Raw genomic sequence first — 20,819 nt, forward strand, 5'->3', positions numbered from 1 at the left:
TCCTGCGGTGGAAATTTTAATTGTAAGTATCCCGCATAATTGTGCCATTCACATTCAGAGATCTTCCGGCATAACAACACCAATCTTTGCCGGGGCCGCAAAAAGCGCTGGAACTAAAACGGGTGTTTTCACACAACCTTCGATTACTTGCATTACAGAATGAGCACTATCTACTTAACTTTTATTTAATCAAGTTAGCAGGGGGCGGGCTGGCAACCCGTTTCCCCAGTTGTAAAGAGCGCATTTCTATGGTGAGGTGAATAAAATAAGCACACATAATTGATAATGAAGCAGCAACGAAAAATGACAGGGAGAAACTGTACCCAAGCCTCATCATAATATTTATAGAGTAATATCCCAAAACAGAATGTATTAAATAGAGCGGATAGCTTATATTTGCAAGGAAATCTAACAGCAAGCCGCTCTTGAATTTTTCTCGAAACAGATAACAGGTTGCGAACAATATTATCGCAATGGCATAATTTACAACCACTATCCTTTTAATAAGGACGTTATCTGAAATTAATTCAGTAGCAAAGAAAATAAAGCAACTAAACACTATAAAGCTAATGCCTGTAACAGAGCCGCAACTCCTCTCAAACACCCTGTTTAAATAAAAGCCAACAAGCATAAATGGTAAATATTTAAAGTCCTGCAAAAAAAATTCAAGATAGCCTCCGCCATAACTACCGTGCACAATTAAGTAAAAAACACATAAAACCAGAGACATCGCCAATGTAGCGGTGAGCCTGTTTTTTTCAGGGAACCTGTACATTAAAGCCATTAAAATATAAAATTTTAACTCGACGGAAAGGCTCCAGCTTACAAAGTTAATATCAGGAATGCCAACGGTCTGATTGACTAAGAGAAAGTTAGAGATAATATATTTAGCGTCTAAGTAATCAGGTAGCTCACCATGCGAAAACATATTAAACGCACATATCAATCCCAGACATACTGCGAGACAGAATATGTAGGTAGGGTATATTCTGAAGAATCTTTGAGTAAGAAAATCGCCTGTGTTTAACTTTTTCAGTGAGTAGTCAATAACGAATCCACTTATCAAAAAGAACACGGCGACACCGATTACGCCAATGTTGAAAACGTTATTGCAGAACCAGATAAATGAGTGATTTGAAGTGCTTGTGACACGTTCAAACCCAAGCCTTCCGGAAATGTAAGCGTTGCTGTCGAAATATACTGCGCAAAGGTGCGCTATCATCACGGACACAGCTGCCAGACCACGAAGGCTGTTAGCGAAAACGACCTTTCTTTTCATTGCCAACCCTCAAATCTTTAGCTTTATTCTAAAGCAAAAGTTAACTAAATTCCTGATGAATTGCTCCTTAAATCTAAGCCATTGATGTTATTAGTTATGAAAAATTGCTGGAGTTAACAAGGAGGTGAATGAGTGATAGCCTCACATACATTTATGTAATTATATACAGTGTTTCCTGTGAATTATTCGGCGAGGCAGACACGGGCAAACTGATGGGCTGCGCTATCGTAACAAGGAACGGCGATGCGATTGCAGGCGGCGCGCAGGAAGATGTGATCATCATCGGCAGGGTGACGCTGATGATCCAGACGATGTTGGATGACAAGTGGCCAGTCATTCAGGTGTGCCAAATTTGTGCCGGAATCGTGACACAAAAAGGCTGAAAGCTGTATGCGTGATATAAACGCTAACTTCGCGGGCTGGCTTGTGTAGCGGCTTCAACGGTTGATAGAATGCGCTCCTTTTTACTAATCATCAGACTGTTTCTCTGGTGGAGGCAACGTGAAGTTTGAACTTGATACCACTGATGGACGCGCGCGTCGCGGACGTCTGATCTTTGAGCGCGGCGTGGTGGAAACGCCGGCCTTTATGCCCGTCGGCACCTATGGCACGGTAAAAGGCATGACGCCGGAAGAGGTGCAGGAGACGGGAGCGCAGATTATTCTGGGCAACACTTTTCACCTCTGGCTGCGTCCGGGCCAGGCGATCATGAAGCTGCATGGCGATCTGCATGATTTTATGCAGTGGAAAGGGCCGATCCTCACCGATTCCGGCGGTTTTCAGGTGTTCAGCCTGGGCGACATTCGTAAGATCACCGAAGCGGGCGTGCATTTTCGCAATCCGATTAACGGCGACGCTATTTTTCTCGATCCTGAAAAATCGATGGAGATACAGTTCGATCTCGGCTCCGATATCGTCATGATCTTCGACGAATGCACGCCTTATCCATCCGACTGGGACTACGCCAAACGCTCGATGGAGATGTCGCTTCGCTGGGCACAGCGCAGCCGCGATCGCTTTGATTCGCTGGGAAATAAAAACGCGCTGTTCGGGATTATTCAGGGCGGCGTTTACGAAGATTTACGAGATGTCTCCGTGAAAGGGCTGGTAGATATCGGCTTTGATGGTTACGCTGTGGGCGGCCTGGCGGTCGGCGAGCCAAAAGAGGATATGCACCGTATTCTGGCGCACGTTTGCCCACAGATCCCGGCAGATAAACCGCGTTATCTGATGGGCGTCGGTAAACCGGAAGATCTGGTTGAGGGCGTGCGTCGCGGCATTGATATGTTTGACTGCGTGATGCCGACGCGTAACGCCCGTAACGGCCATCTTTTTGTGACCGACGGCGTGGTGAAAATCCGCAACGCCAAATATAAAGACGACGTATCCACGCTGGATGCCGAATGCGATTGCTATACCTGTCGTCATTACAGTCGTGCCTATTTGCATCATCTCGATCGCTGCAATGAGATTCTGGGCGCGCGGCTGAACACGATTCATAATCTGCGCTATTACCAGCGTCTGATGGCGGGTTTACGTCAGGCTATTGAAGAGGGTAAATTAGAGCACTTTGTTACCGAATTCTATGACCGGACGGGCAAGGCGGTTCCGCCTTTAAACGACTGATAATTAAACAATGAGGGAAATTTAATGAGCTTGTTCATTTCTGACGCAGTGGCTGCCGCAGGCGCGCCGTCACAGGGAAGTCCTTATTCACTGGTCATCATGCTGGTGGTATTTGGCCTGATTTTTTATTTTATGATCCTGCGTCCGCAGCAGAAACGTGCGAAAGATCATAAAAAGCTGATGGACTCCATCGCGAAAGGTGACGAAGTGCTGACCACGGGTGGCCTGGTTGGACGCGTGAACAAAGTTTCTGATACCGGTTATGTAACCATCGCGCTGAATGAGACGAATGAAGTTGTCGTCAAACGTGATTTCGTGGCTGCCGTTCTGCCGAAAGGTACGATGAAGGCGCTTTAATTTTTGTTTTCCCGAAGGGAATTGCCGTGCTAAACCGTTATCCTTTGTGGAAGTACATTATGCTTGCCGTCGTATTGATCGTCGGCCTGCTCTATGCGCTCCCCAACCTCTATGGTGAGGATCCGGCTGTTCAGGTGACTGGTGCGCGCGGAAGCGCCGCCAGTGAACAAACGCTGGGTCAGATTCAGACCGCCTTAAAAGAAGAAAATATCCAGAGCAAATCGCTGGCGCTGGAAAATGGCGCCATCATGGCGCGATTCGCCAACGGTGACGTACAGCTTCGCGCCCGCGATGCCATCACTAAAGTGCTTGGCGAAGACTATGTCGTCGCCCTTAACCTTGCGCCAGCCACCCCACGCTGGCTCACGCTGCTGGCCGCTGAGCCGATGAAGCTGGGCCTGGATCTGCGCGGCGGCGTGCACTTCCTGATGGAAGTGGATATGGATACTGCCCTGGGCAAGCTTCAGGAGCAGAATATCGACAACCTGCGCAGCGATCTGCGTGACAAAAGCATTCCTTACACCAACGTCCGCAAAACCGATAACTATGGCATGGAAATCCGTTTCCGCGATGCGCAGGCGCGCGACGATGCCGTGAGCTATCTGACCGGACGCCACCGCGACCTGGTGATCAACAGCGCCGGCGGTAATTTGCTGCGTGCGGTAATGACCGATGACAGGCTGCGTGAAGCGCGTGAATATGCCGTTCAGCAGAACATAACCATCCTGCGCAACCGCGTAAATCAGCTCGGCGTGGCTGAGCCGCTGGTGCAGCGTCAGGGGGCCGACCGTATCGTGGTTGAGCTGCCGGGTATTCAGGATACCGCGCGTGCGAAAGAAATTTTAGGCGCGACCGCTACGCTGGAATTCCGTCTGGTGAATACTACGGTTGATCCGAATGCTGCCGCCAGCGGCCGCGTACCGGGTGATTCAGAAGTAAAAAATACCCGTGACGGACAGCCGGTAACGCTGTTTAAGCGCGTTATTCTGACCGGCGATCATATTACCGATTCCACCTCCAGCCAGGACGAGTACGGGCAGGCGCAGGTTAACATCTCGCTCGACAGCGCCGGTGGCAACACCATGTCCAACTTCACCAAGGACAATATCGGTAAGCCGATGGCGACGCTGTTTGTTGAATATAAAGACAGCGGCAAGAAGGACGCGAACGGCAGAGCCATTCTGGCGAAGCAGGAAGAGGTGATCAACGTGGCGAATATCCAGTCGCGTCTCGGTAACAGCTTCCGCATCACCGGTATTAACAATCCGAATGAAGCACGCCAGCTCTCGCTGCTGCTGCGCGCCGGTGCGTTGATTGCGCCGATTCAGATTGTTGAAGAGCGCACTATCGGCCCGACCATGGGACAGCAGAATATTACCCAGGGTCTGGAAGCGTGTCTTTGGGGCCTGATCGCCTCCATCGTCTTCATGGTGGTTTACTACCGTAAGTTCGGCGTGATCGCCACCACGGCGCTGATTGCCAACCTGGTGCTGATTGTGGGTATCATGTCGCTCCTGCCGGGCGCCACGCTTACCATGCCGGGTATCGCCGGTATCGTACTTACGCTGGCGGTTGCGGTGGATGCGAACGTGCTGATCAACGAACGTATCAAGGAAGAGCTGAAGAACGGACGATCTGTTCAGCAGGCGATTCATGAAGGTTATAAAGGTGCGTTCTCCAGTATCATCGATGCCAACGTCACCACGCTGATTACGGCGATTATCCTTTACGCCGTGGGCACCGGTTCGATTAAAGGCTTTGCCATCACCACCGCAATTGGTGTGGCAACCTCGATGTTCACCGCCATTGTCGGCACCCGCGCCATCGTAAACCTGTTGTACGGCGGCAAACGCATTAACAAGCTGTCTATCTGAGGAGTGCGTTGTGGCACAGGACTATAGCGTTGAACAATTAAACTACGGGCGTAAAGTATATGACTTTATGCGCTGGGATAAACTGGCCTTCTCCCTTTCCGGACTGCTCCTGATCGCCTCTCTGGCGATCATGGGCATTAAGGGTTTTAACTGGGGCCTGGATTTCACCGGCGGTACGGTCATCGAAATTACCCTGGAAAAACCGGCCGAACTGGATAATCTGCGCGATGCGCTGCAAAAATCGGGCTTCGCCGAGCCGCAGGTGCAAAACTTCGGCAGCGCCCGCGACGTGCTGGTTCGCATGTCGCCCGCTGAGGGCAATGCCGGTCAGGAGTTGGGAAGCAAGGTGGTGAGCGTCATCAGCCAGGCAACCCAGCAGAATGCTACCGTTAAGCGAATCGAGTTTGTAGGGCCAAGTGTGGGCGGCGATCTGGCGCAGGCGGGCGGTATGGCGCTGTTGGTTGCGCTTATTGCCATCCTGATTTACGTCGGCTTCCGCTTCGAATGGCGCCTGGCGCTCGGGGCGGTACTCGCGCTGGCGCACGATGTGGTGATCACCATGGGCATCCTTTCGCTGTTCCATATTGAAATCGATCTCACCATTATTGCGTCACTGATGTCGGTCATCGGCTACTCGCTGAACGACAGCATCGTGGTATCGGATCGTATTCGTGAGAACTTCCGCAAAATTCGTCGAGGTACGCCTTACGAAATCTTTAACGTCTCGCTGACGCAGACGCTAAGCCGAACCATTATGACCTCGGCGACCACGCTGGTTGTGGTGCTGATGCTGTTTATTTTCGGCGGCGCGTTGCTGGAAGGGTTCTCGCTGACCATGCTGATTGGCGTATCAATTGGTACGATCTCATCAATCTACGTTGCCTCGGCGCTGGCGCTGAAGCTGGGTATGAAGCGTGAACATATTATTCAGCAGAAGGTTGAGAAAGAGGGCGCCGATCAGCCTTCAATCCTGCCGTAATCATCATAACTGAATAAAAAACGCCGCAATCGCGGCGTTTTTTTTAAGGTGCTGAAGGCGTTTGCACCACAATGTTGTGAATGCGCACGTAGCCCAGTTGGTCGGGAGCAATCGTGGTTAAATGCAGAGAAACGGTAACGTCGCTTTGCGGCAGCAGCGGGGGCGTAACGCGTATCGGCTGACTTTGCGCCGACAGCGGTTTCCCTGTTGCGCTATCCAGTTCACCCCATTCAATCTGTGCATCAAAAGCAGGAACCGGCTTTCCACTGGTAGCGCCGATGTGCAACACCGCGCGCGTCCCGTTGGCTTCGCCATCAATATCGCTCAGCGACAGACGAAGTTCACCGGCCTGACTGTGTAGCAGCACCGCCGTTTTTGTGGCGGGTAGCAGCCACGCACCCTGCGCCGAGTGACCGTTCAGGCTGTTTTGCTGTTCAAGCGAAGCGGCCTGCCGGGTCAACTGATGCATCTCGTTATTGAGCTTACTCACTTCACTATGCAGCTGATTTAATTCCGGCTGCTTTTGCGGAGAGACGCATCCCGCCAGCAACAAAATAATCGGTAACGGATAAAACCGGCTTAATGCTCTGCTTGCCATAGCCTGAACGCTCTCCTGAATGACTTAATCAGGAATACGCAGCGTCTGGCCCGGATAGATCTTGTCCGGATGCGACAGCATTGGCTTGTTGGCTTCGAAAATTTTGTTGTACTTGCTGGCATCGCCATACACTTCTTTTGAGACCGCGCTCAGCGTATCGCCCTTTTTCACCGTATAAAAACGCGCTTCTTTTGCAGGCTCAGCGACGTTTACATTGTCTTCCACCGCGGTGATGCCGGCGACGTTACCCGCAGCCACAAGGATTTTCTCTTTCAGTTCCTGAGAAATGGCATCGCCAGTAATCGTGGCTTTGTCATTTTCAACCTTTACGTCAACTTTATCGCTGCCGGGAAGACCCAGTTTGGTAATGTGCTCCTGAAGCTTTTTAGACTGATCGTGAGCCTCACCGGTGACGCTGTCCCACAACTTTTCACCCGCTTCTTTTACAAAATTAAATAATCCCATATATCCTCCTGTTAATCCCCGATTAGGGAAGAAATTAAGCTAAAAGCAACAGGAACTATAGCGGATAAATAATATTTGCGCCTTCAGACGCGCTCTGAAAGTCTACAGGTAAGCATTACGCGAGTCGGGCCGCAAATATGCCGCATATTATTTTGTTGCCAGCCACTTCGCGTTACACTATCCGTCACTTTCATGAATACTCAGGGATCATCATGCATTGCCCGTTCTGTTCAGCCGTGGATACTAAAGTGATCGATTCCCGCCTGGTGGGCGAAGGAACCTCGGTACGTCGTCGTCGCCAGTGCCTGGTGTGTCATGAGCGTTTTACCACGTTTGAAGTTGCCGAGCTGGTTATGCCGCGGGTGGTGAAAAGCAATGATATTCGCGAACCCTTCAATGAAGACAAGCTTTGTAGCGGAATGTTGAGAGCCCTGGAAAAGCGCCCCGTCAATTCAGAGGACGTGGAAAACGCCATCAGCCACATTAAAAGCCAACTGCGTTCAACCGGCGAACGCGAAGTGCCCAGTAAAATGATCGGTAATCTGGTAATGGATGAGTTGAAAAAGCTCGATAAAGTCGCCTATATCCGCTTCGCTTCGGTTTATCGCAGCTTTGAGGATATTCGCGAATTTGGCGAAGAGATCGCCCGCTTACAGGACTGACACATGCGCGATGAACATTATATGGCGCGCGCCCTTGAGCTGGCGCGCCGTGGACGCTTTACGACCTCGCCAAATCCCAACGTCGGCTGCGTGATCGTTCATAACGGCAATATTGTCGGCGAAGGCTATCATTTTCGTGCAGGCGAACCTCATGCTGAAGTTCACGCGCTGCGCATGGCGGGCGACCGCGCCCGCGGCGCCACGGCCTATGTGACGCTGGAACCGTGCAGCCATCATGGGCGCACGCCGCCGTGCTGTGATGCGCTGATTGCCGCTGGCGTCGGGCGGGTCGTGGTGGCGATGCAGGATCCCAATCCGCAGGTGGCTGGTCGCGGCCTTTACCGTTTACAGCAGGCGGGTATCGAGGTCAGCCATGGCCTGATGATGCAGGAAGCCGAGGCGCTGAATCGCGGTTTTCTCAAACGGATGCGCACCGGGTTTCCTTTCGTACAGCTTAAAATGGGCGCGTCGCTTGATGGACGCACCGCCATGAGCAGTGGCGAAAGCCAGTGGATCACCTCTGCGGAAGCCCGTCGCGACGTGCAGCGGCTGCGTGCGCAAAGCTCGGCTATTCTCAGCAGCAGCGCCACCGTGCTGGCAGACGATCCGTCGCTGACCGTACGCTGGAACGAGCTGAGTGCCGACAGCCAGAGCGTCTTCTCCGAGGGCGATCTTCGTCAGCCGGTACGCGTTATTATCGACAGCCAGAACCGCGTGACGCCGCAGCATAAGATTATCAGTCAGCCGGGGCAAACCTGGCTGGCACGCCTACAGCCAGACGTGCAGCCCTGGCCGGAAGGCGTCGAACAGTTTACCGTACCGCTGCACAACGGCAGGCTCGATCTGGTGGCAATGATGATGTTGCTGGGGCGTCGTCAGATCAACAGCGTCTGGGTGGAAGCCGGGGCGCAACTGGGCGGCGCACTGATTTCCGCCGGCGTGGTGGACGAGCTGATCGTTTATCTGGCGCCGACATTATTGGGCGACGCCGCGCGCGGCCTGTGCCATCTGCCGGGTTTAACACAGCTTGCTGAGGCGCCCGCATTTACCTTTCGTGATGTCCGCCAGGTTGGGGCGGATATACGGCTGACGCTTACCGCTTAAACGCAAACGAAAAGCGGAAGCAGACCGGCCGGGAATGTGATAGAATCCGCCCCCCTGCGGGGCCACAACTGAACCCTTGAAGGAAGATTATGAACGTTATTGAAGCTGCTGTTGCCACACCTGATGCGCGCGTTGCCATTGTCATTGCGCGTTTTAACAATTTTATCAATGACAGCCTGCTTAGCGGTGCCCTTGACGCGCTGAAACGCATTGGCCAGGTGAAAGATGAAAATATCACCGTGGTCTGGGTGCCCGGCGCCTATGAAATGCCAATGACGGCACGCGCGCTGGCTAAAGCAAACAAATATGACGCTGTCGTTGCGCTCGGCACGGTTATCCGTGGCGGCACTGCCCATTTCGAATACGTTGCGGGCGAAGCCAGTTCTGGCCTGGCCAGCGTGGCGATGCACAGCGACATTCCGGTCGCCTTTGGTGTATTGACCACGGAAAACATCGAGCAGGCCATCGAACGCGCCGGAACGAAAGCGGGTAACAAAGGGGCGGAAGCCGCGCTGACCGCACTTGAAATGATTAACGTATTGAAAGCTATCCACGCCTGATTTGTAAGGGGAATTTTGTGAAACCTGCTGCTCGCCGCCGCGCCCGTGAATGTGCTGTCCAGGCGCTTTACTCCTGGCAGTTATCTCAGAACGACATCGCTGATGTCGAATACCAGTTTCTGGCGGAGCAAGACGTCAAAGACGTTGATATCGGCTATTTTCGTGAGCTGCTTAATGGCGTTGCGACTAACAGTGACTATCTTGATGGTCTGATGAAGCCCTGGCTGTCCCGTCAGTTAGAAGAGCTGGGCCAGGTCGAAAAGGCCGTTTTGCGCATTTCACTTTATGAACTGAGCAAGCGTGCCGACGTGCCGTATAAAGTAGCTATCAACGAAGGCATTGAGCTGGCAAAAACCTTCGGCGCCGAAGACAGCCACAAGTTTGTCAACGGCGTGCTGGATAAAGCCGCTCCGCAAATCCGCCCCAACAAGAAGTAATCCTCCGAGGCCGTTTTCGCGGCCTCTGTCATTTTCAACTCTGGATTAGCCTATGGCATGTGGAGAATTCGAACTAATCACACGCTATTTTGACCGCGTGACCAGTTCCCGTCGTGATGTGGAAAAAGGCATTGGCGACGACTGTGCGTTACTGACGGTGCCTGAAAAGCAGATGCTGGCGATCAGTACGGACACGCTGGTTGAAGGCGTACATTTTCTGCGTGACATTCATCCTGCGGATCTGGGCTACAAGGCGCTGGCGGTAAATCTCAGCGATCTGGCGGCAATGGGCGCCGATCCGGCGTGGCTGACGCTGGCAATGACGCTGCCATCAGTCAATGAGGCCTGGCTGAAGGACTTCAGCGACAGCTTGTTCGAGCTGCTGGACTATTACGATATGCAGCTGATAGGCGGTGACACCACGCGCGGCCCGCTGAGCCTGACGCTGGGTATTCACGGCATGGTACCGGCAGGCAAAGCGCTGAAGCGTGCCGGTGCGCGACCGGGCGACTGGATCTATGTGACCGGGACGCTGGGTGACAGCGCGGCAGGCCTGGCGCTGTTGCAGCACCGCGTGAAAATCAGCGATCCTGCCGCGCATGAGGCCTTGATCAAGCGTCACCTGCGACCGATGCCGCGTATCTTGCAGGGGCAGGCGTTACGCTCGCTGGCCAGCGCGGCAATTGACATTTCAGACGGCCTGATTTCTGACGTTCAGCACATTCTTCGCGCCAGCGGCTGCGGCGCGCGGATCAATATCGATGCGCTGCCGCTCTCGCCGGCCATGAAGCAGCATTTTGAACCTGAGCAGGCGCTTCGCTGGGCGCTGGCTGGCGGAGAAGATTACGAGCTGTGCTTTACCGTACCGGAAATCAATCGCGGCGCGCTGGACGTGGCGCTCAGCCATTTTGGCGTGCCTTTTACCTGTATTGGTCAGATGGCACCGCAGTCAGAAGGGCTGACGCTGCTACAGGATGGCAAACCAGTGGATATCGACCTGAAAGGATTTGACCACTTTGATCAGTGATAAATTTGTGGCAAAGAGCCGCCTGAAAATGAGCAATCCGTGGCATCTGCTGGCCACCGGTTTCGGCAGCGGGCTCAGCCCTTACGTACCCGGAACCGTCGGCTCGCTGGCCTCTCTGCCTTTCTGGTATCTGATGACCTTTCTGCCGGCGGACATCTACTCGCTGGTGGTTATGTTCGGTATCTGTATCGGCGTATATCTCTGCCATCGCACGGCAAAAGATATGGGCGTCCACGATCACGGCAGCATTGTCTGGGATGAGTTTATCGGCATGTGGATCACGTTGATGGCGATCCCGGTCAACAGTTGGCAGTGGGTGTTGGCGGGATTTGTGATTTTTCGCATTCTGGATATGTGGAAGCCGTGGCCAATCCGCTGGTTTGATCGTAATGTCCACGGCGGTATGGGGATCATGATCGATGATATCGTGGCGGGTATTATCTCAGCAGGCATCCTTTATTACGTCGGTCACCACCTGCTGTAATGAAAAGGCGACCACCGTCGCCTTTAACTTTTATTCAAATCCAACCACGCTGTGAGGCTGATAGACGCTCTCCAGTTCAATAATTTCCTGGCGGGTCAGCGTCACCTCCACTGCCTTTACCAGATCCGCCAGTTGCTCTGCGCGCGATGCGCCGATGATGGGTGCGGTCACCGCCGGTTTCGCCAACATCCACGCCAGCGCGACCTGCGCCCGGCTGATGCCTTTATCTTCTGCGATGCGCGCCACGCGTCCGGCAATCGCGCCGTCATTCTCCTCCGTAGTGGCGTAGAGCGTGCTGCCAAACTCATCGGAAACCGAACGGGCGGTCGTCTCTCCCCACGGTCGCGTCAGGCGTCCGCGCGCCAGCGGGCTCCAGGGGATCACCGCGATGTTCTCTGCCTGGCAAAGCGGATGCATTTCGCGTTCCTCCTCACGCTGGATCAGGTTGTACTGATCCTGCATGCTGGCGAAACGCGTCCAGCCATTAGCATCGGCCGTGTAGAGTGCTTTGGCGAACTGCCACGCATACATTGATGATGCGCCGATATAGCGCGCCTTGCCGGATTTCACCACGTCATGCAGCGCTTCCAGCGTCTCTTCCAGCGGCGTGTCGTAGTCCCAGCGGTGGATTTGTAACAGATCGACGTAATCCATGCCCAGCCGGCTCAGGCTGTCATCAACAGATTGCAGAATGTTTTTACGCGACAGACCGCCGGAGAGGTTGCTCATGGGAAAGTAAACCTTGGTGGCCACAACGATCTCATCGCGACGCGCAAAATCCTTCAGTGCACGACCGACAATCTCTTCGCTGCTGCCGTCGGAATAGCTGTTTGCGGTATCAAAGAAGTTAATGCCTGACTCCAGCGCCTGCCTGATCAGCGGGCGGCTGCTCTCTTCCGGCAGCGTCCATGCGTGGCGTCCGCGATCCGGTTCGCCAAAGGTCATGCAGCCCAGGCAAAGGCGGGAAACGGTCAGGTCGGTGTTGCCTAATGGAATGGTTTTCATGCTGGCTCCTGCTTATCGGTGTGCGGCCTTCAGGTCGATTTTGATAAGTAAGGATAGCAGGTGAAAGGCTTCCCGAAGAGGAAGCCCTGTGAGCATTATTGTGCCAGCCAGCGGCTGATTTGCTGCTCAATGCCTTCAGCATCCAGTTGATAGTCCTGACGGATCTCCTCCTGGGTGCCCTGTGGAATAAACTCATCCGGCAGGCCAATCGTCAGCACCGGCACCAGCAGGCGCCGCGCCATCAGCGCTTCAATCACGCCGCTGCCCGCGCCGCCTTTGATGGTGCCTTCTTCTAACGTTATCAGAGCCTCATGGCTGGCGGCCAGCTCAGCAATCAGCGCGTCGTCCAACGGTTTAACAAACCGCATATCCACCAGCGTGGCGTTGAGCGATTCGGCAACGGCTTCTGCTTCCGGCAGCAGCGTACCGAAATTCAGGATCGCCAGTTTTTCGCCTTCACGTTTCATCACGCCCTTGCCTAACGGCAGCGATGCCAGCGGTTGCAGATCGGCGCCGGTACCGGTACCGCGCGGGTAGCGCACCGCGCTTGGCCCCTGCATATAGTGATACCCGGTGTAGAGCATCTGGCGACATTCGTTTTCGTTACTGGGCGTCATGATCACCATATTCGGGATACAGCGCAGAAACGCGATATCAAACGCGCCCTGATGCGTCTGTCCATCGGCACCGACAATGCCGCCGCGATCGATGGCAAACAGCACTGGCAGCTTCTGGATGGCCACGTCATGGATCAGCTGATCGTAAGCGCGTTGCAGGAAGGTGGAGTAGATCGCCACCACGGGGCGATAACCGCCAATCGCCAGGCCGGCAGCGAAGGTGACAGCGTGCTGTTCGGCGATGGCCACATCAAAATACTGTCCCGGATAGTCGCGCGAAAAGCTCACCATGCCGGACCCTTCACGCATGGCAGGCGTTACCGCCATCAGTCTGGCGTCATCGGCGGCGGTTTCGCACAGCCACTCACCAAAAATTTTCGAATAGGTTGGCAGGCCGCCTGCGGATTTTGGCAGCAGGCCGCTGACCGGATCGAATTTTGGCACGGCGTGCCAGGTAATAGGATCCTTTTCCGCCGGGGCGTAACCCTTGCCCTTTTTCGTCATGATGTGCAGAAACTGCGGGCCTTTCAGGTCGCGCATGTTTTTCAGCGTACTGACCAGCGCAAGCACATCGTGTCCGTCCACCGGGCCGATATAGTTGAAGCCCAGTTCTTCAAATAGCGTGCCGGGCGCCACCATTCCTTTAAGATGCTCTTCGGTGCGCTTTACCAGCTCCTTAATCGGCGGCAGGCTGGTCAGCACTTTTTTGCCGCCTTCACGAAAGCGTGAATAGGTTTTGCCCGAGAGGATCTGCGCCAGACGGTTGTTCAGCGCGCCGACGTTTTCGGAAATAGACATTTCGTTGTCGTTGAGCACCACCAGCAGATCGGCTTTGATGTCGCCCGCGTGGTTCATGGCTTCGAAGGCCATACCGGCGGTGATGGCGCCGTCGCCGATCACGCAAACGGTGCGGCGACCCTGGTCTTCCTTACCTGCGGCCACGGCCATGCCAAGCCCGGCGCTGATAGAGGTGGAAGAGTGACCGACGTTGAGCACGTCATATTCGCTCTCGTCGCGCCATGGAAAGGGGTGTAAACCATTTTTTTGCCGGATGGTGCCGATGCGATCGCGGCGTCCGGTCAGAATTTTGTGCGGATAGGCCTGGTGGCCGACATCCCATACCAGATGATCAAACGGCGTGTTATAGACGTAGTGCAGCGCAACGGTCAGTTCGACCACGCCCAGCCCTGAAGCAAAATGCCCGCTGGAGCGGCTGACGCTGTCGAGCAGGTACTGGCGCAGCTCATCGCAGAGTTTTGGCAGGCTCTCTTTCGGAAGCAAACGTAATTCCGTTGCTTCGCTGGCCTTTGCCAGCGTTGGGTATTTCGCAGTATCAAAACTCATCAGAGACTCATTGTGGAAGTTATTTATCGCGTTCAATGATGTAACTCGCCAGCGCCTGAAGCGGGGCCGTGTCACAGGATTGCGCAGAAAGCTGTTCTAAAGCGCTCAGCGATTCATGGTAAAGATCGCGTGCTTTGGCCCGTGCGCCGTCCAGCCCCAGCAGTGCCGGATAGGTGCTTTTTCCCAGATCCTGGTCGGCGCCCTGACGCTTGCCGATAATCGCGGTATCGCCAATAACATCCAGAATGTCATCCTGCACCTGAAATGCCAGGCCGATGGCGTTGGCATAGCGATCCAGCGCCGGTAGCGCGGCGCGGCCGCGTTCACCCGCGGCCAGCGCGCCGAGACGCACGGCGGAGCGGATCAGCGCGCCAGTTTTATGGCGGTGGATCTGTTCAAGAGCCGTAAGGTCAATCTGTCTGCCCTCGGCCGCCAAATCAAGCGCCTGTCCGCCGCACATACCACGCGCGCCGCTGGCCTGGGCCAGCTCGGCGATCATCGCAAGACGGCTTTCCGTGGATACATTCGGCATATCCGCCTCAGCCAGAATCGAAAAAGCCAGCGTTTGCAGCGCATCTCCCGCCAGAATGGCGGTGTCCTCGCCAAATTTCACGTGGCAGGTGGGCTGGCCGCGGCGCAGGCTGTCGTCGTCCATGGCGGGAAGATCGTCGTGGATCAGCGAATAGGCGTGAACGCATTCAACGGCGGTGGCGGGCGCATCAAGCGCGGTGCCATCGGCATCAAGCATTTCACCTGTCGCATAGACCAGAAACGGGCGCAGGCGCTTACCGCCCAATAGTGCACCGTACGCCATGGCCTCTAACAGCGGAGAATGCTGAAAAGGGAGCGGGGCGATAAACCGGGTAAGCGCCTGGTTTACGCGAGCGTGATGCGCGTTCAGAATGGCAGCAAAATCCATTACTCATTTTCCGGCGTAAAGGGCGACAGTTCTGCATCTTTATCATCGCTCAGCAGGATCTGCACGCGCTGCTCCGCCTGCTGGAGTTTTTGCTGGCCGGCACGCGCGAGCTGGACGCCGCGTTCAAATTCGCCAAGCGCCTCTTCAAGAGGAAGGTCACCGCTTTCAAGGCGAGAGACAATGTGCTCAAGCTGCTCAAGAGAGGTTTCAAAGCTGGCAGGCTGTTCGGCTTTTTTCGGCATAATAGCGTTACGTCTGGTTATTTTAATCGGCATGAAGTCATTCATGTTAGCCGACTCAATCCGATTAGCAAAATAATGATCCGCGCCGCCATTGAATAAGCAGTCAGCGGAAGAGTGTGGTAGACTCCCGTCCCGGAATGTAAAGGGCGAACGTCGCTTTGCAAAACATCAATTTTATCTGTCAGCGACAGATATTTCAGCACTTATCTTACTTAACGAACCCGTGCCGCCATGAAGTTTATTATTAAGCTGTTTCCTGAAATTACCATCAAAAGTCAGTCTGTTCGCCTTCGTTTTATCAAAATTTTGACCACCAACATCAGAAATGTGCTGAAGCATCTGGATGAGACGCTGGCCGTTGTGCGCCACTGGGATCATATTGAGGTGCGCTCAAAAGACGAAAGCAAACGCAGTGTCATCGTTGACGAACTGACGCGTATTCCCGGCATCCACCACGTGCTGGCGGTAGAAGACAGCGCTTATACGACCATGCATGATATTTTTGAGCAGACGCTGGCGCTCAATCGCGAGCGAATTGAAGGGAAAACGTTCGCCGTGCGCGTTAAGCGCCGCGGTAAGCAAGACTTCAGCTCGCAGGACGTTGAGCGCTACGTTGGCGGCGGGTTGAATCAACACGTTGCCAGTGCGCAGGTCAGGCTCAACCGGCCGGAGGTGACGGTCAATCTGGAAATCGAAGACGATCGGCTGGTGCTGGTTACCGGACGTTTCGAAGGTATTGGCGGCTTCCCCATCGGCACACAGGAAGACGTGTTGTCACTGATCTCGGGCGGTTTCGATTCCGGCGTGTCGAGCTACATGCTGATGCGTCGCGGCTGCCGCGTGCACTATTGCTTTTTCAATCTGGGCGGCGCGGCGCACGAAATCGGCGTGCGTCAGGTTGCGCATTATCTGTGGCACCGTTTTGGCCGCTCCCATAAAGTGCGCTTCGTGGCGATCAATTTTGAGCCGGTGGTGGGCGAGATCCTGGAAAAAGTGGAAGACGGGCAGATGGGCGTGGTGTTGAAGCGGATGATGGTGCGCGCAGCATCGCAAATTGCAGAGCGTTATGGCGTGCAGGCGCTGGTAACCGGTGAAGCGCTGGGCCAGGTCTCCAGCCAGACGCTGACCAACCTCCGCCTGATCGACAATGCTTCTGACACGCTGATTTTGCGTCCGCTGATCTCGCACGATAAAGAGCACATCATTAACCTGGCGCGGGAAATAGGGACAGAGGATTTTGCGCGCACCATGCCGGAATACTGTGGCGTGATTTCGAAAAGTCCAACGGTGAAGGCGGTAAAAGCCAAAATAGAAGAGGAAGAGCAGAATTTTGATTTTGCGATTCTGGACCGCGTGGTGCAGGACGCCACCAACGTGGACATTCGAACCATCGCGGAAGAGACGCAGCAGGAGGTGGCTGAAGTGGAAACCGTTGCGTCCTTCACCGCTAATGATGTGGTGCTTGATATTCGATCCCCCGACGAGCAGGACGATCGCCCGCTGGCGTTAGAGGATGTTGAGGTGAAAGAGCTGCCGTTCTATAAGCTCGCTACGCAATTCGGCGACCTCGATCAGAACAAGACCTGGCTGCTTTACTGCGAGCGCGGCGTGATGAGTCGGTTGCAGGCGTTGTATTTGCACGAGCAAGGGTTTACGAACGTGAAGGTGTATCGTCCATAGAAAGTCACCGGGGCCGCACGCCCCGGTTTGTTATTCTCAGGCTTCTTCCTGGTCACGATAATCATAGATACCGGCGGCCAGCACCAGCTGTTGCGCCACTTCATGCGCCTTCGCTCTCCCTGCCAGAAGGTCAATCAGCTTGAGCGCGAAATCCATGGCCGTGCCGGGCCCCTGGCTGGTAAGCAAATTGACGCGACGATCCCACACTACGCGTTTGTCCTGCCATTTTTCTTCCGCAATGGTCTCTTTCAACCCTGGAAAACCGGTCATATTTCCTACCGGGAAAAGATCGTGCGGCTCCAGCACCGTTCCCGCCGCGGCGCAAATGGCGGCAACGATACGGCCCGATTGATGAAACTGGCGAACGGTTTCCACTAACAGCGGACTGTCGCGAAAGGCTTGCGCGCCTTTCAGGCCGCCCGGCAATACAATGGCATCAAATTCATTATCCGCAACCTCTATCAACGGCGCATCGGCCAGCAGCCGGACGCCACGCGAGCAGACAATGTCGGTACTGCCGTCATCGGTCACGCTGGCGGTGGTGACGCGCACTCCGCCGCGAACCAGCAGGTCAATCGTCGTTACCGCTTCAGTTTCTTCACTGCCAGGTGCCAGGCAAACCAGCACCGATGGAATCGTGCTCATTGTAATGTTCCTTTCGTTTAACCATCTCAAAAAGACGGGTGTTTTCCGGCAGGCTCAGGCCCTGCGCGCGCGCCCGACGGATCACATAACCAGTAATATAATCAATCTCGGTTCGCCGGCCCGCGCGGATGTCCTGCAACATCGAAGAGATGTTTGCCGCCGTGCTGTCGATAACGTCCATTACAAAAGACAGCAGCGCTTCCGGTGAGGTGTGCTGCCCTTCACGCGCCATGATCATCGCCAGTTCGCGACAGAGCGCGGCAATCTCCTGCGGATGGTTCAGCAATTCGCCGTTTGGACAGTCGTATTGCACGGTAAGCGGATTTATCACGCAGTTAACGGCCAGCTTTTGCCAGGCGGCGGAAGCGACGTTGTTGTGCCAGGCGACATCCGGCAGAGCCTGATGCAAAACTTCAGCCAGATAGCTGAGTGCCGCACCTTCCGGAGAGAGGGGACCAATATGCGTGGTGCCTGAGGCGACATGCACTACGCGCGAACCGTCGCGCATTGCCGCATGGGTGGTCACGCCTTTCAGCACCGGTTGGCGCAGCGATTTTAATTCATCCAGCGTGCCCATACCGTTATGCAGCAGCAAAATGGGGCAGCGATCAGGCAAAGGTAAGTTTTTTACCGCTTCAGAAACCTGCCACGCTTTTAACGTGACCAGCAGCAGATCGCTTCCGGCAAGAAACTGCGCATCGTTTGCCATAAAGGTTTTGCTGTAGGTAATACCGTGTGGCGTCACCACCTGCACGGCGCAGTGGGATTGCGGAACGCGCAGCCAGCCTTGTACGCTGTGTCCCTGCTTATCCAGCGCCGCCAGCCAAATTTGTCCTAATGCACCGCACCCCAAAACGGTTATTCTCATTTCGCCTCCCTGTCCGTAAAAAGCATTGTCGCAGTTCGCCTGCGATGGGTTTTACCTGCATGCTGTCTCTATTATAGCTTTCAACGCCCATGGTTTTTTTAAAACGCCTAAGTAGGTATTATGCATGTCACTTTAGAATTTGGAGAAAAAATCATGCCTTCTTTCGATATCGTTTCAGAAATTGACATGCAGGAAGTGCGAAACGCGGTGGAAAATGCCAACCGCGAACTGGCAACCCGGTTTGATTTTCGCAACGTGACCGCCAGTTTTGAGCTGAATGAGAAAAACGAATCCGTTAAGGTGCTCAGCGAATCAGATTTTCAGGTTAAGCAGCTTGTCGAGATCATGCGTGAAAAACTGCTGAAGCGCGGCATCGAGGGTGCCGCGCTGGACGTGCCGGAAGAGATTGAGCATAACGGCAAGCTCTGGAGCGTTGAGGCCAAACTGAAATCGGGCATCGCTACCGAGGTGGCAAAAAAAATCGTCAAGCTGATTAAAGACAGTAAAATTAAGGTTCAATCGCAGATTCAGGGCGAAGAAGTGCGGGTCAACGGTAAGTCACGTGACGATTTGCAAAGCGCGATGGCGCTGGTACGCGGCGGCAATCTGGGCCAGCCGTTTCAGTTTAAAAACTTCCGCGACTAAAAATAGGCGGGGAGTGGCTCCCCGCTGTATCAGCCGGACGCGACCAGCGCTTCCAGCTCAACCCGGTTGGTCACTTTGCTGTCGATTTTTACATAGGCGCTTTTCTCTTCCGGTACAATTAATACCGCCTTCACGCCGGGCTGCGCCCACAGTCGTTTCTCCAGCTTCGCCGTATCATGATGGTTTTCACCCAGCAAAATACGCAGGCTGCTGACATACGGCGGCTCTTTCATCGTGCAACTCAGCAGCAGCCAGGCGGTAGCGATAACTGCTCCGCCAGCGAAAACCATCTGCGCGTCAAAATGGCCATAGAGCCAACCGCCAAGGCTGCCGCCAATGGCCACGCCAATAAACTGGCTGGTTGAATAGATCCCCATCGCCGTACCTTTGTAGCCGGGCGGCGACTCTTTGCTGACCAGCGAAGGAAGGATCGCTTCCATCAGGTTGAAACCAATAAAAAAGATCTGCACGCCGATCACCAGCGTCCAGAAATGGTCGCCTGCGCCCCACAACACGATCTCGGCAATCAACATCAGCGCCACGCAGCAGACAAACACACGCTTCATGCGGCGTTTCACTTCTGCATAAATAATGAAAGGAACCACGCTGGCAAAGGCGACCAGCATTGTTATCAGATACACTTTCCAGTGTTGTTCGGCAGCGAAGCCCGCCTGCTCAAAAACGCCGGGTAAGGCCACAAAGCTCGACATCAGCAGAATATGCAGGCAAAGAATCCCCACGTTCAGCTTTACCAGACGCGCATTCGCCAGCACGTGGCGGATGCTTCCCTTTACCATGCCGGATTCACGATTAAGTATATGGTTGGGCGCGGCAGGCACCACCGACAGGGTGATGATAATTCCGCCGGTCGCCAGTAGCGCAATCATCCAGAACAGCGCGTGCAGTCCCAGCGCGTGGGTGATGATGGGGCCGAGCACCATCGCTATGGCAAAGGTGATACCAAAGCTGATGCCGATAAACGCCATCGCCTTGGTGCGATTCTGCTCACGCGTCAGGTCGGAGAGCAACGCCATTACGGCCGCCGCGATAGCGCCGGAGCCCTGTAGCGCACGGCCAAGGATCACGCCCCAGATCGACGTTGTCATCGCGGCAATAACGCTGCCCAGGACGAAGATCAGCAGTCCGCCGATTATCAGCGGCTTACGGCCAATACGATCCGACAGCAATCCAAACGGGATCTGAAAAACAGCCTGCGCCAGACCATAAATACCAATAGCAAGGCCAATTAAGGTTTCACTGGCTCCCTGAAGAGCCATGCCGTAAGTGGTGAGTACGGGGAGTACCATAAACATGCCAAGCATACGCAGAGAAAAAACAGTCCCTAAACCCCATGTCGCGCGCAGTTCGACCGGCGTCATTTTGTTATCGTTCATTACTACCT

At 54.4% G+C, this 20,819-nt stretch carries 23 protein-coding genes; 13 read left to right on the forward strand and 10 right to left on the reverse strand.

Going from position 1 to position 20,819, the window contains the following annotated elements:
* Positions 1–181: 181 nt before the first annotated feature.
* Complete coding sequence (locus FA91_RS03925; protein WP_034912722.1) at positions 182–1,279, reverse strand: acyltransferase; 1,098 nt, start codon at positions 1,277–1,279, stop codon at positions 182–184.
* A gap of 128 nt (positions 1,280–1,407) precedes the next feature.
* Between FA91_RS03925 and FA91_RS03930 the strand changes: the two genes are divergently transcribed.
* From FA91_RS03930 to secF, 5 genes are all read left to right on the forward strand, one after another.
* Complete coding sequence (locus tag FA91_RS03930; protein ID WP_034912724.1) at positions 1,408–1,662, forward strand: hypothetical protein; 255 nt, start codon at positions 1,408–1,410, stop codon at positions 1,660–1,662.
* 118 nt (positions 1,663–1,780) lie between these two features.
* Positions 1,781–2,905 (forward strand): tRNA guanosine(34) transglycosylase Tgt, encoded by a 1,125-nt coding sequence (tgt, locus tag FA91_RS03935; RefSeq protein WP_034912728.1) that lies wholly within the window; start codon positions 1,781–1,783, stop codon positions 2,903–2,905.
* A 24-nt stretch (positions 2,906–2,929) separates the two neighbouring features.
* On the forward strand, positions 2,930–3,262 hold the full coding sequence (yajC, locus tag FA91_RS03940) for a preprotein translocase subunit YajC (protein ID WP_034912731.1): 333 nt from the start codon (positions 2,930–2,932) through the stop codon (positions 3,260–3,262).
* Positions 3,263–3,288: 26 nt separating this feature from the next.
* Complete coding sequence (gene secD, locus FA91_RS03945) at positions 3,289–5,136, forward strand: protein translocase subunit SecD (RefSeq protein ID WP_072032281.1); 1,848 nt, start codon at positions 3,289–3,291, stop codon at positions 5,134–5,136.
* Between the two features lie 10 nt (positions 5,137–5,146).
* A complete protein-coding gene (secF, locus tag FA91_RS03950) occupies positions 5,147–6,115 on the forward strand; it encodes a protein translocase subunit SecF (protein WP_034912737.1) in 969 nt (322 codons plus the stop codon).
* Positions 6,116–6,158: 43 nt separating this feature from the next.
* On the opposite strand, the gene FA91_RS03955 is transcribed toward secF, so the two are convergent.
* Together FA91_RS03955 and lysM are read right to left on the reverse strand one after the other, a co-directional pair.
* A complete protein-coding gene (locus FA91_RS03955; RefSeq protein ID WP_051936992.1) occupies positions 6,159–6,713 on the reverse strand; it encodes a DUF3251 domain-containing protein in 555 nt (184 codons plus the stop codon).
* A 24-nt stretch (positions 6,714–6,737) separates the two neighbouring features.
* Complete coding sequence (gene lysM, locus FA91_RS03960) at positions 6,738–7,178, reverse strand: peptidoglycan-binding protein LysM (RefSeq protein ID WP_034912738.1); 441 nt, start codon at positions 7,176–7,178, stop codon at positions 6,738–6,740.
* A 212-nt stretch (positions 7,179–7,390) separates the two neighbouring features.
* On the opposite strand from lysM, the gene nrdR reads away from it, so the two are divergent.
* The 6 genes from nrdR (at position 7,391) to pgpA (ending at position 11,452) form a co-directional block, all read left to right on the forward strand.
* A complete protein-coding gene (gene nrdR / locus FA91_RS03965) occupies positions 7,391–7,840 on the forward strand; it encodes a transcriptional regulator NrdR (RefSeq protein WP_034912741.1) in 450 nt (149 codons plus the stop codon).
* A gap of 3 nt (positions 7,841–7,843) precedes the next feature.
* Positions 7,844–8,944: a bifunctional diaminohydroxyphosphoribosylaminopyrimidine deaminase/5-amino-6-(5-phosphoribosylamino)uracil reductase RibD gene (gene ribD, locus FA91_RS03970; protein ID WP_034912743.1), complete on the forward strand. Its 1,101-nt coding sequence runs from the start codon at positions 7,844–7,846 to the stop codon at positions 8,942–8,944.
* Positions 8,945–9,033: 89 nt separating this feature from the next.
* Positions 9,034–9,504, forward strand: coding sequence for a 6,7-dimethyl-8-ribityllumazine synthase (gene ribE / locus FA91_RS03975; protein WP_034912747.1), 471 nt, complete (start codon positions 9,034–9,036; stop codon positions 9,502–9,504).
* A 17-nt stretch (positions 9,505–9,521) separates the two neighbouring features.
* Positions 9,522–9,941 carry a transcription antitermination factor NusB gene (gene nusB / locus FA91_RS03980; RefSeq protein ID WP_034912750.1) on the forward strand — a complete coding sequence of 140 codons (420 nt, stop codon included), beginning with the start codon at positions 9,522–9,524 and terminating at the stop codon, positions 9,939–9,941.
* A gap of 52 nt (positions 9,942–9,993) precedes the next feature.
* Positions 9,994–10,968, forward strand: coding sequence for a thiamine-phosphate kinase (gene thiL, locus FA91_RS03985; protein WP_034912753.1), 975 nt, complete (start codon positions 9,994–9,996; stop codon positions 10,966–10,968).
* Entirely contained in the window at positions 10,958–11,452 is a 495-nt protein-coding gene (pgpA, locus tag FA91_RS03990) for a phosphatidylglycerophosphatase A (RefSeq protein ID WP_255350079.1), read from the forward strand. The genes thiL and pgpA overlap by 11 nt, the downstream gene beginning before the upstream one ends.
* 30 nt (positions 11,453–11,482) lie before the next feature.
* Here the strand turns inward: pgpA and FA91_RS03995 are convergent, their stop codons facing one another.
* The 4 genes from FA91_RS03995 to xseB all read right to left on the reverse strand — a co-directional run bounded on the left by FA91_RS03995 (position 11,483) and on the right by xseB (position 15,579).
* On the reverse strand, positions 11,483–12,457 hold the full coding sequence (locus FA91_RS03995; protein ID WP_034912756.1) for an aldo/keto reductase: 975 nt from the start codon (positions 12,455–12,457) through the stop codon (positions 11,483–11,485).
* A 95-nt stretch (positions 12,458–12,552) separates the two neighbouring features.
* Positions 12,553–14,418, reverse strand: a complete 1,866-nt coding sequence (dxs, locus tag FA91_RS04000) for a 1-deoxy-D-xylulose-5-phosphate synthase (RefSeq protein WP_034912758.1) — start codon at positions 14,416–14,418, stop codon at positions 12,553–12,555.
* A gap of 19 nt (positions 14,419–14,437) precedes the next feature.
* On the reverse strand, positions 14,438–15,337 hold the full coding sequence (gene ispA, locus FA91_RS04005; RefSeq protein WP_034912760.1) for a (2E,6E)-farnesyl diphosphate synthase: 900 nt from the start codon (positions 15,335–15,337) through the stop codon (positions 14,438–14,440).
* Positions 15,337–15,579, reverse strand: coding sequence for an exodeoxyribonuclease VII small subunit (gene xseB / locus FA91_RS04010; RefSeq protein WP_034918922.1), 243 nt, complete (start codon positions 15,577–15,579; stop codon positions 15,337–15,339). The genes ispA and xseB overlap by 1 nt, the downstream gene beginning before the upstream one ends.
* A gap of 231 nt (positions 15,580–15,810) precedes the next feature.
* On the opposite strand from xseB, the gene thiI reads away from it, so the two are divergent.
* The gene (gene thiI / locus FA91_RS04015) at positions 15,811–17,259 is read left to right on the forward strand and encodes a tRNA uracil 4-sulfurtransferase ThiI (protein ID WP_034912763.1); all 1,449 of its coding nucleotides are present in this window, start codon (positions 15,811–15,813) and stop codon (positions 17,257–17,259) included.
* Between the two features lie 36 nt (positions 17,260–17,295).
* Here thiI and yajL read toward each other — a convergent pair whose 3' ends face one another.
* Positions 17,296–17,904 (reverse strand): protein deglycase YajL, encoded by a 609-nt coding sequence (gene yajL, locus FA91_RS04020; protein ID WP_034912767.1) that lies wholly within the window; start codon positions 17,902–17,904, stop codon positions 17,296–17,298.
* A complete protein-coding gene (gene panE, locus FA91_RS04025) occupies positions 17,858–18,772 on the reverse strand; it encodes a 2-dehydropantoate 2-reductase (protein WP_034912768.1) in 915 nt (304 codons plus the stop codon). The genes yajL and panE overlap by 47 nt, the downstream gene beginning before the upstream one ends.
* A 153-nt stretch (positions 18,773–18,925) precedes the next feature.
* On the opposite strand from panE, the gene FA91_RS04030 reads away from it, so the two are divergent.
* Entirely contained in the window at positions 18,926–19,417 is a 492-nt protein-coding gene (locus FA91_RS04030) for a YajQ family cyclic di-GMP-binding protein (RefSeq protein WP_034912770.1), read from the forward strand.
* A 29-nt stretch (positions 19,418–19,446) separates the two neighbouring features.
* On the opposite strand, the gene FA91_RS04035 is transcribed toward FA91_RS04030, so the two are convergent.
* Positions 19,447–20,811: an MFS transporter gene (locus tag FA91_RS04035; RefSeq protein WP_034912773.1), complete on the reverse strand. Its 1,365-nt coding sequence runs from the start codon at positions 20,809–20,811 to the stop codon at positions 19,447–19,449.
* Between the last annotated feature and the right edge of the window lie 8 nt (positions 20,812–20,819).

The organism is Erwinia sp. 9145 (assembly GCF_000745075.1).
GTDB lineage: Bacteria > Pseudomonadota > Gammaproteobacteria > Enterobacterales > Enterobacteriaceae > Erwinia > Erwinia oleae.